The organism is Actinomyces sp. MRS3W (assembly GCF_032465695.1).
Taxonomy (GTDB): domain Bacteria; phylum Actinomycetota; class Actinomycetes; order Actinomycetales; family Actinomycetaceae; genus Actinomyces.
The window spans coordinates 17,029-27,724 of record NZ_JAWDJJ010000356.1; the positions used below are offsets into that span (position 1 = coordinate 17,029).

10 protein-coding genes are annotated in these 10,696 nt (G+C 71.2%); all 10 read left to right on the forward strand.

All coding sequences use genetic code 11. The features are described 5' to 3' along the window. The first annotated feature begins 3 nt into the window (after window positions 1-3). Window positions 4-963 (forward strand): ABC transporter permease, encoded by a 960-nt coding sequence (locus RWX45_RS13325; RefSeq protein WP_316024197.1) that lies wholly within the window; start codon window positions 4-6, stop codon window positions 961-963. 25 nt (window positions 964-988) lie between these two features. Continuing rightward, window positions 989-1,957: a sugar ABC transporter substrate-binding protein gene (locus RWX45_RS13330; RefSeq protein ID WP_316024198.1), complete on the forward strand. Its 969-nt coding sequence runs from the start codon at window positions 989-991 to the stop codon at window positions 1,955-1,957. Between the two features lie 43 nt (window positions 1,958-2,000). Further along, the gene (locus RWX45_RS13335; protein WP_316024199.1) at window positions 2,001-3,116 is read left to right on the forward strand and encodes a site-2 protease family protein; all 1,116 of its coding nucleotides are present in this window, start codon (window positions 2,001-2,003) and stop codon (window positions 3,114-3,116) included. 11 nt (window positions 3,117-3,127) lie between these two features. Then, complete coding sequence (locus tag RWX45_RS13340; RefSeq protein ID WP_316024200.1) at window positions 3,128-4,195, forward strand: tRNA (adenine-N1)-methyltransferase; 1,068 nt, start codon at window positions 3,128-3,130, stop codon at window positions 4,193-4,195. Further along, window positions 4,188-5,807: a proteasome ATPase gene (gene arc, locus RWX45_RS13345; RefSeq protein WP_316024201.1), complete on the forward strand. Its 1,620-nt coding sequence runs from the start codon at window positions 4,188-4,190 to the stop codon at window positions 5,805-5,807. The genes RWX45_RS13340 and arc overlap by 8 nt, the downstream gene beginning before the upstream one ends. Then, window positions 5,804-7,531, forward strand: a complete 1,728-nt coding sequence (dop, locus tag RWX45_RS13350; protein WP_316024202.1) for a depupylase/deamidase Dop — start codon at window positions 5,804-5,806, stop codon at window positions 7,529-7,531. Before arc ends, dop begins: the two co-directional genes overlap by 4 nt. Before the next feature lie 61 nt (window positions 7,532-7,592). Then, a complete protein-coding gene (locus RWX45_RS13355; protein WP_316024203.1) occupies window positions 7,593-7,775 on the forward strand; it encodes a ubiquitin-like protein Pup in 183 nt (60 codons plus the stop codon). 1 nt (window position 7,776) lies between these two features. Further along, entirely contained in the window at window positions 7,777-9,237 is a 1,461-nt protein-coding gene (pafA, locus tag RWX45_RS13360) for a Pup--protein ligase (protein ID WP_316024204.1), read from the forward strand. Continuing rightward, entirely contained in the window at window positions 9,234-10,454 is a 1,221-nt protein-coding gene (locus tag RWX45_RS13365) for a hypothetical protein (protein ID WP_316024205.1), read from the forward strand. The genes pafA and RWX45_RS13365 overlap by 4 nt, the downstream gene beginning before the upstream one ends. Further along, window positions 10,451-10,696, forward strand: a 246-nt coding sequence (locus RWX45_RS13370) for a HisA/HisF-related TIM barrel protein (protein WP_316024206.1), incomplete at its 3' end; no start/stop codon positions are given. The genes RWX45_RS13365 and RWX45_RS13370, both read left to right, overlap by 4 nt.

The following is a 10,696-nucleotide window of genomic DNA, read 5'->3' on the forward strand; positions in this document are numbered from 1 at the left end:
ATCATGAAGGCAGCAACCCAAAGAGTATTCGGGGCCTCGGTCCGTGACGCGGGGATCCTCATCGTCTTCCTGGCGCTCGTATTCGTGCTGTGGCTGGTGTCGCCGGAGCACCACTTCCTCAGCGTTAACAACGTGCTGCTGATCCTGGTCCAAACCACCATCAACGGCATCCTCGCCATGGGCATGATGTTCGTCATCATCTCCGGGGAAATCGACCTGTCGGTGGGCTCGACCATCGGCCTTGCCGGAGTGGTGGCGGCCATGCTGGCCCATCCCGGTCAGTACCCGGTCATCGTGCCGATCATGGCCGCCTTGCTCGTCGGTGCGCTGGTGGGACTCGTCAACGGCCTGGGTGTCGCCTACGGCGCGATTCCCTCCTTCATCGTGACCCTGGGAACCATGACCGCGGTGAGAGGGCTGGCGCTCATCATTTCCGGTGGTGCCCCGATCTTCAACGTCTCCGAAACCTTCGAGAACATTGCCAGCGCCAAGATCGGACGCTTTCCGGTGATGGCGATCTACCTGGTGGTCATTGTGGTGATCTGCGCCTTCGTGCTGCGCCGCACCGTGTACGGGCGCCGGGTGTACGCCGTCGGCGGCAACCCGGTCGCCGCCGAGGTCTCCGGCGTCAACGTCAAGCGGTCTAAGGTGTCGGTGTTCGTGATTGCCGGCCTGCTGGCGGGCTTCTGCGGGGTGCTGCTGGCGTCGCGCACGATCAGCGGCGCCCCCACCGCCGGCGAGTCCTACGAGTTGGACGCGATCGCCGCAGTGGTCATCGGCGGGGTGTCCATGTCGGGCGGACGCGGGCGCGCCTCTGGTGTCCTCATCGGTGCGCTCATGATCGCCGTCATTGCCAACGGGCTCGACATTCTGGGTATCGACGCCAACTTCCAGCGGGTCGTCAAGGGCGCCATCATCGTCCTGGCCGTGCTCCTGGACGTCAAGGCACGGCAGCGGAAATGACCTGGGCGGACAGGGAGAACGAATCATGAAACGTGTGTTAACCACCCTGGGCGCGCTCATTCTCGCCGCCGCCATGGTCTCCGCCTGCGCGCCGCGAGTGCCTGCGGGCACGACCCGGATCGCGCTGGTCATGAGCCATATGACCAACTCCTTCACAACGACGGTGGCGGGCGCCGCCGTCGCCGAGGGGAAGGAACTCGGCGTCCAGGTGACGGTCTTCGATGGGAACAGCGACGCCGCCACCCAGATCAGCCAGATCGAGTCGGCGGTTGCGCAAGGCTATGACGGCATTCTCGTCGAGCCCGTCTCCAAGGAGGGCATCGCACCGGGCCTCAAGGCTGCCAACGAGGCGGAGATCCCGATCGCGACCATGGTGCAGCAGGCCGAGCAGCAGGATCGAGCCGCCTCCTACATCGGCGGCGACGACACGGCCGCCGGCACACTGCAGATGGAGAAGGTGATTGAGGCGATCGGGGAAGATGGCACGGTCGCCATCCTGTACGGCCCCATGGGCTCGGACGGGCAGCTGCAGCGCAAGGCCGGATACGACGCGGTACTGGCCCAGCATCCGGGGGTGAGCGTCGTGTTGGAGCAGACCGCCAACTGGGATACGGCCGAGGCGCTCACCGTCACCGAGAACTGGCTGTCCACCGGCACCCATATCGACGCGATCGTGGCACAGAACGACTCGATGGCGCTGGGCGCGCTCAAAGCGCTGACGAATGCCGGCAGAGCGGAGGAGGTGCACGTGTCCGGGGTTGATGCCACCGACGACGGCGTCGCCTCCATCCGCAATGGCGGCATGGCCGGCACCGTCTCCCAGGACACCGCCGGCATCGGCCGCCTCGCGGTGCAAACCATGGACAAGCTCATCAAGGGAGAGGAGGTGGAGGCGGTCAACTTCACCGAAGCCGTGTGGATCACCGCCGACAACGTCGATTCCCTGGACTCGCCGGAAGCAGAGCCATCCGCCTCGGCGAGTCCCGAGGAATAACCGCCGGCGCTCTCGCATGCTGCCCGGTCGATAGGGTCGGTGCATGACCGCATCTGCCGCCCCGCGCCGTTCGGGCCCCTGGACGCTGTTCACACTCGGCGGTGCGCCCGTCGTCGTCGCCCCCACCTCGCTGCTGCTCGGGCTGCTCATCGCCGGCAGCTGGTACCCGCTGGTGTCCTCGACGCTCGACGGCTACGGGATCGCCACCGTACTCGGCACGGTGGTGCTCACGGTCCTCGGCGTGGCCGTCAGCGTCCTGTGCCATGAACTCGCCCACGGTGCCGCAGGCACGGTACTGGGGCGTAAACCGGTGCGCTACGAGCTGTACCTGTGGGGCGGACGCACCAGCTTCGGCCCCTCGAGCCGGTGGCGGCCGTGGAAGGACGTCATCACCTCGCTGGCCGGTCCGGCCGCGAACCTGGCACTGTGGGCGCTCGGGCACGCGCTGCTGGACCGGATCGACTCCGCCCCCATCTTCGTGGCGGCATGGGCGCTGACCTGGGTCAACCTGGCGCTGGCCATCTTCAACGCCCTGCCCGGCCTACCGCTCGACGGCGGACACGCCTTGAGCGCGCTGGTGGAGCAGGTGACCGGGAAGCGCCGCCTGGGCCAGCAGGTGGCCGCCGTCGGGGGACTGGTTGTTGTCGCCGGCATCGCCTGGCGGTGGATGCTGGCGCCGCTGCTGGCCGGCGGCAGGCCCAACTCCTTCAGCCTCATCCTCGCCGTCATGGTCGCCCTGCCGATTGCCACCACCTCCTGGCGGGTCCTCGGCCTGGGCCGCAGCAGCCGCGCCGCCGCCCGACTTGACCTGCGCACCCTGGCCCGGCCGACCACCGTCGTGCCCGCATCCACGCCGCTGGCGAGTGTGCGCGGCCGGCTTGAGGACACCGCCGGGCTGGTCCTGGTCACCGACGGGCCGCGCCTGCTGGGCACCATCGACGCCGCGGCCCTGACCGAGTTGGAACGCTCCGGGCTGCCCGATACGGGAGGCATCACCGCAGGCCAGGTGTGCACGGTGCTGCCCGCGGCGGCGGTCACCACCGAGCTGGCCGGCCAGAGTGCCGCCGACGCGCTGGCCCGTGCCCGCAGTGTCTCCCGCTGGCTGGTGCTAGTTGAGAACGGGCGGGTCACCGGCGCCGTTCCCACCGGGGCTCACTAGACTCGGGCGCGATGAGCGAGCAGACCACTCCCGCCGTGCAGCCGCGCGTGGCCACCCAACAGGTGCTGGGGCAGGCCGGACGCCGCGGTCCCTTCCGCTACGGCGAACGCGTCCAGGTCACCGACTCCAAGGGCCGCAAACACACCTTCGTCCTCGACCCCGGCGGCTACTTCCAGTCCCAGCGCGGCAGCTTCTACCACCGCGACGTGGTGGGCCGGGACGAGGGGACCGTGCTCACCACCGAATCCGGGCATGAACTGCTACTGCTGCGCCCGCTGCTGGCCGACTACGTGTTGTCCATGCCGCGCGGCGCCCAGGTGGTCTACGCCAAGGACTCCGGCCAGATCGTCGCCTACGCGGACATCTTCCCCGGGGCGCGGGTCCTGGAGGCCGGCGTCGGCTCCGGGGCCCTGACCATGAGCCTGCTGTCCGCGATCGGCGAGAGCGGGCACCTGCTGTCGATTGAACGGCGCGCGGACTTCGCCGCGATCGCCGCCTCCAACGTTGACTCCTGGTTCGGCCGCCACCACCCCGCCTGGGAGCTGCGCACCGGCGACTTCGCCGACGTCGTCGCCGCACACGTCGCCGACGCGAGCGTGGACCGTGTGGTGCTGGACATGCTCGCTCCCTGGGAGAACGTCTCCGCCGCCGCCCGCGTGCTGGTGCCCGGCGGGGTTTTTCTCGCCTACGTCGCCACGGTCACGCAGCTGTCCCGCACCGTGGAGGCACTGCGCCACAGCGGGCTGTTCACCGAGCCCGAGTCCTGGGAGTCGATGGTGCGCACCTGGAACGTCGATGGCCTGTCCGTGCGGCCCGACCACCGCATGGTCGCCCACACCGGCTTCCTGCTCACCGCCCGTCGCCTGGCCGCCGGATCCGCGCCGCTGACCCGCAAACGCCCCCCAGCGCGCGGCGCCTACGACGACGCCGGATACTGGCTGCCCGAGGATGTCGCCGAACGCACCAGCACCGACCGCAAGGTCCGCCGCGTGCTGCGCGACTGCCGGGCCAAGCAGCCCGACGACGCCACCCCCGTCCTGCCGGGGGACGCCAAGCAGGAGGAGCCGCCCCATGAGTGAACCGCAACCGCTGGGCATGCCGGCGCGCGACTTCACCAGCCACCAGCTGCGCGAGGCGCGCGCCGAGGCCATCAGCCTGTCAGCCAAGAACGAGCGCCTCGTGACGGCCCTCAACGCCGCCCGCGAGCGCATCGCTGAGCTCGGCACCCAGCTCGACGCCGTCACCCGCCCGCCGGTCACCCTCGGCCTGCTCACCGGCCTGCCCGGCCCCGGCGAGGCAGACGTCAGCCTGGGTGGGCGCCACCTGCGCCTGGGACTGCACCCCGAGCTGGATGCCGCCGCGCTGGCCGTGGGCCAGCGCGTGGCCGTCAACGATCAGATGCTCGTCGTCGACGCCCTGCCCGTCCCCGACACCGGGGAGGCGGTCACCCTCGACGAGGTTCTCGACGACCGCGCCCTGGTCACCACCGGGGGCGGCGCCACCCGGGTGGTGCGCCTGGCCGACCACCTCGACCCCGACTCACTGCGTCCCGGCGACGCCCTCGCCGCCGACCTGCGCGCCGACGTCGTCACCGCCCGCATCCAGCGCACCAGTATCCAGCAACTCGTCGTCGCTGAAACCCCGGACGTGTCCTGGGCGGACATCGGCGGCCTGGGCCCGCAGATCCAGCAGATCCGGGACGCGCTCGAACTGCCCTTCACCCACCCGGAGCTGTACCGCGCCTACGGGCTGAGCGCACCCAAGGGCATGCTCCTGTACGGGCCGCCCGGCTGCGGCAAGACCCTTATCGCCAAGGCAGTGGCCACCTCACTGGCGGACTCCGCCGGCGCCGGGACGCGCGGGGCGGCCTTCCTCAACATCAAGGGCCCGGAGCTGCTGAGCAAATTCGTGGGCGAGACCGAGCGCCAGATCCGTGCCATCTTCGACCAGGCCCGCAAGGTCGCCGCCGAGGACCGCCCCGTGGTCATCTTCTTCGACGAGATGGAAGCCCTGCTGCGCACCCGCGGCACCGGCGTGTCCTCCGACGTGGAGAACATGATCGTCCCGCAGGTCCTGTCCGAGATCGACGGCGTGGAGTCCCTGCACAATGTCGTGGTCATCGGCGCCTCCAACCGCGAGGACATGATCGACCCCGCCATCCTGCGGCCCGGACGCTTCGACCTCAAGATCCGCATCGACCGTCCCGACGCCGCCGGCGCGGCGGAAATCCTCGCCAAGCACCTGCGAGCCGACCTGCCCCTGGATCCCGAGGAGCTGGCGGCAGCCGGAGGGGACCGCGAGGCGGCCGCAGAGGCCATGCGGCGCGCCGCCGTCGCCGCCCTCTACGCCCGCACCCCCGACCATGCCGTCCTCGAGGTCACCTACGCCTCCGGGGAGCGCGAAACCCTGTACCTGTGCGATGTCGTCTCCGGCGCCATGCTCGCCGCCATTGTCTCCCGCGCCAAGACTACCGCGATCAAGGACGAGCTGGCGGGCGGGCGCGGCGGGCTGTCAACCCGTCGTCTGTGCGACGCTGTCGCCGTCGAAAGCCGGCAGAATGAGGAGATCACCTCCCTGACGGGGCCGGAGGCCGCCAGCCGCATCGTCGGCCACCGCGGCGAGCCCATCAGCTTCGTCCGCCGCCTCACCACCGCGGCCCCCACCGCCTCACCGCAGCAGGAGACCCCATGAGCACGCCCCCGTCCGCCACCAGCGTCGGGCCAGTTCAGCGCCCCGTCGGCCTGGAGACCGAATTCGGGGTGCTGCAGCCCGGCAACCCTTACGCCAACTCCATCGCCATGGCCAGCCGGATCGTCGCGGCCTACGGCGCCATCGGCCGTCCCGGTGCTGGAACCCAGGAGGCCGTCCGCTGGGACTATGAGGGGGAGGACCCGCTCGCGGACCTGCGTGGCGGCCGCCTGGAGCGCGCCGCCGCCCACCCCAGCCAGCTCACCGACGACCCGGACCGGCCCGCGCCTGCCGGGAACGATCCGGGGCTCACCGACTCCACCGGCGTCCCGCCGTGGGGCTCGCGCCCGCGCCCCAGCGCCGCCGCGGCCGCCCTACCGCAGCCGAGCACCGCGGTGCTGACCAATGGCGCCCGCCTCTACGTGGACCACGCCCACCCCGAGTACTCCTCCCCGGAGGTGCTCACGCCCTACGACGCCCTGGTCTGGGACCGCGCCGGCGAGGTCGTCGCCCGCCGCGCCATGGCGGCACTCGCCCAGGACGCCGCCGATGCCGGTGCGGAGGACGGGGAGATCGTCCTGTACAAGAACAACGTCGACGGCAAGGGCGCCGCCTACGGCTCCCACGAGAACTACCTGGTGCGTCGCGACCTGCCCTTCGACACCCTCGCCGCCGCCCTCATCCCCTTCCTCGTCACGCGCCCCGTCTTCGCCGGGGCCGGGCGGGTCGGCATCGGGCAGCGCAGTGAGAGGCCCGGCTTTCAGCTTAGTCAGCGCGCCGACTACGTGGGCACCGACATCGCCCTGCAGACCACCTTCAACCGGCCCATCGTCAACACCCGTGACGAGCCGCACGCCGACGCCGCCCGCTTCCGCCGCCTGCACGTTATCAACGGCGACGCCAACCGCTTCGACGTTCCCATTTACCTCAAGGTCGCTACCACCGACCTGCTCCTGTGGTACCTGGAACGTGCCCACGACCGCGGCGAGGGCCTGGGGGCGCTGGCCGACCTGCGGATCACCGCCGACCCGGTCGAGGAGCACTGGGCCATGTCCCATGACCCGACGCTCACCTACACGCTGGCCACCGAGCGCGGCCCCCTGACCGCCGTGGCCATCCAGCGCGCCCACCTGGAGGCGATCGCCGCCGCCCTGGGCGAGGACTTGGGCGGGACCGACGCCGAGCACCTCGGCGCCGAGACCGCTCGGGTCCTGGCCCTGTGGGAGGAGACCCTGGACGCACTCGACGCCTACGCCGCCTCCCAGGGCACCCCCGCCCAGGCCGACGCCACCGCGCGCGCCGCCGCGCTGGTCGAATGGGTGGCCAAGCTCCAGCTGTGCGAGGGCCTGCGCGCGCGCCGCGGCACTGGCTGGGACGACCCGCGCCTGGCCGCCGCCGACATCCAGTGGGCCGACCTGCGTGCCGGGCGTGGCCTGGCCGACAAGCTGGCGGCCGCCGGCCGGGTCAGGCGCCTGACCACGGACGCTGACATCGAGGCCGCCGCCGACCGCCCCCCGGCGGGCACCCGCGCCGCCGTCCGGGGTACGGCCATCGCCAACCACGCCGCCGTCATTGCCGCCTCCTGGACCAGCCTCGTCCTCGACGTGCCCGGACATGCCGAGCTGCTGCGCCTGCCGCTGCCCGACGCCGTGGCCGTCAGCGACGCCGAATCTGCCCGTATCCTGGATACCGTGCGCGCCGCCGTCACCCCGGATGCCGCGCAGTAACGCAGCCACGCAGTAACGCCTTAAAATCCCCCTTCACCGAGTCAGAAAGCACACCACCTTCATGAGCCTCAACGAGCAGATCCAGCCCACCGGCGATCCCGACGCCTCCACCGGCCCCGCGCCGACGTCGTCCGGGCAGGCACAGGTGGCCGGCGTGGACGACATCCTCGACGAGATCGATGAGGTCCTGGAAACCAACGCGGCCACCTTCGTGCAGGGATTCGTCCAGAAGGGCGGCGAGTGAGGTGCCGGACGCCGCGGCCGCCGGCGGCTGCGCCACTGGGCGCGCCCCCGCCCGCCGGATCATCGGCGTGGAAACCGAGTACGGCATCACCTGCGCCTCCACCACCGGCTCCGCCCCGCCCCTGGACGCCGACCACGCCGCCCGGGAGCTGTTCGCCCCCCTGATCGCCCGCGGCCGCTCCTCCAACATCTTCACCCGCGGCGGCGCCCGTCTCTACCTCGACGTCGGCTCCCATCCGGAGTTCGCCACCGCCGAATGCGATCGCCTCACCGACCTGCTCGCCCAGGACCGGGCCGGGGAGCTCATCATGGCCGAGCTGGCCCAGCAGGCCAACAGCCGACTGGCCGAGCAGGACGTGCCCGGCCGTATCCACCTGCTCAAGAACAACCTCGACGCCGAGGGCGCCGGCTTCGGCTGCCACGAGAACTACCTCGTGCGTCGCCGCGGCGACTTCTGGAATGACGCCCGCACCCTGGTACCGCACCTGGTCACCCGCCAGATCCTCGTCGGCGCCGGCCACATCCTCACCGACCCGGCGGGCGGGCCCGCTCGCTACGTCTTCTCCCAACGCGCCGACCAGATGGAGGACGCCGTCTCGTCGGCCACCACGCGCTCCCGCCCTCTCATCAACACCCGCGATGAGCCGCACGCCGACGCCGAAAAGTACCGGCGCATGCACGTGATCGTCGGCGACTCCAATATCGCCCAGGGCTCCACCCTGCTCAAGGTCGGCGCCATGGACCTCCTGCTGGACTACCTGGAGGCCGGCGGCGACCTGAGCGACCTGCGCCTGGCCAACCCCATGCGGGCCATCCGCGACACCTGCCACGACCTGACCGGCACCGTGCCCCTGGAGCTGGCGGACGGGGGCACAATCACCCCACTCGACCTGCAGGCCGAGCACCTCGCCCGGGTCACCGCGCACGCCCAGGCGGAACTCGACCTGACCGAATCCCACCAGCGGGTCCTGGACCTGTGGGAGCGCGGCCTGCGAGCAGTACGCACCGGCAACCCCGACCTGGTGGCCACCGACCTGGACTGGGCTGCGAAATATCAGCTCCTGCGCCGCTATACCCAACGCTCCGACGCCGGCCTGGACGATCCGCGGGTGGCGCGCCTGGCGCTCGCCTACCACGACGTCACCGCCGCCGGACTGCGCTCCCGGCTGGAGGAGGCCGGGCTGCTGACCCGAATCGTCGCCGAGGACGTCTGCCGCACCGCCGTCGACACACCCCCGGCCACCACCCGCGCCCACCTGCGCGGCGCCGTCATTGCGCGCTCGGAGGACCTGCGCCGTGACCTGTCGGTCGACTGGGTCAACCTCAAACTCGACGACGGCCACACCCGCCCCGTCGCCCTGCGTGACCCCTTCGCCGCGGTCGACGCCCGGGTCGACGCCCTCCTGGCCGCCATGGAGGAGCCCGACTCCCGGCGCTCTGGCATACTCGTAGGCAGCCCATGACTCCTCACGCCGACGAGACCACGCCCCTGCCCCCGGCCGGGCAGGATGGCAAACCGTTGACCCGCCGCCAGCTGCGCGAGCTGGAACGGGAGCATGAGCACACCCGCAGCGACGTCAGCGAGCCGCCGGCTATCACCGGTGCGCAACGCGCCATCGGCGCTGCCCTGGGGCGCCCCCGCCCCCGCGGGCGCATCGCCGTGGCCCTGGCCGCGGTCGTCATCGCCGCCATCGTGCTCGTGCCCGTCGTCGTCTCCCGGTTCAGCCACGGCGGCGTCACCACCGCCGCCTCCGCCCCCGCAGCACTCGCGGCCGACGCTCCCATCGACGAGGTGCTGGAAGTGGCCGGACGCGTCGGCTCCGTCCCCGTCGTCTCCCTCATCTCCCCGCTCGCCCCCGCCACCGGCGTCACCACCGACACACTCATCACCGGGCAGGGCCGCACTCTGGTCACCGGCGACGCCGTCCTACTGTCGGTGTCCACCTTCTCGGGAACCAGCGGGGCGAACACCACCGGCACCTCCAGCGGCGTGCGCCTGTACCGCGGCACCGTCGACGCCGCCGGCCTCGGGGAGGTCCTCGCCGATACGGTCACCGGTGCAAGCGAGGGCTCCCGCCTGGTGCTGCGCGCCCCGGTCTCCGCCGACGACGGCACCGTCACCACCGAGATCACCGTCGTCGACGTGCTTCCCACCACCGCTTCGGGGGAGGAGCAGACGGCCGCCGACGGTATGCCCACCGTCGCTGCTGCCGACGACGGTACGGTCAGCCTGTCCGTCGCGGGGCTGGAGGCCCCCACTCGGGTCGCCGCCTCCGTGCTGGTGACCGGCACCGGACGTCAGATCGACTCCGGTGACGTCATCATCGCCCGCTATGCCTCGGTCAACTGGTCCGACGGCAGCGAGCGTGCCTCCAGCTACGGCGACACTGTTGTTCCCGGCACCATCAACATGTCCAACACCCTGTCTGGCATCGCCCAGCGGCTGGTCGACGCGACCGTGGGCAGTCGGATCGTCCTGGCGCTGCCCGCGGACCAGGCCACTGGAGAGGACGCGATGGCTGTGGTCATTGACATTCTCGCAGTCACCGCCGCCGATGAACTCACCGATACCTCCACACCTTCCCAGGAGGACACGGACGACTCCGGCATCGTCCGCGTGACCCCCAGCCCAGCTACGGGCGCAAAGCCCGCCGCCTCCACCCGTAAGGAGCAGTCATGAGTGTTGCCGTGCGCGTCATTCCGTGCTTGGACGTCAAGGACGGGCGCGTGGTCAAGGGCGTCAACTTCGCCGGCCTGCGCGACGCCGGCGACCCGGTCGAGCTGGCCGCCCGCTACGACGCCCAGGGCGCGGACGAGATCACCTTCCTCGACGTTTCCGCCTCCGCCGAGGGGCGTTCCACCATGCTGGACGTGGTGTCGGCCGCTGCCGAGCAGGTGTTCGTGCCGCTGACCGTCGGCGGT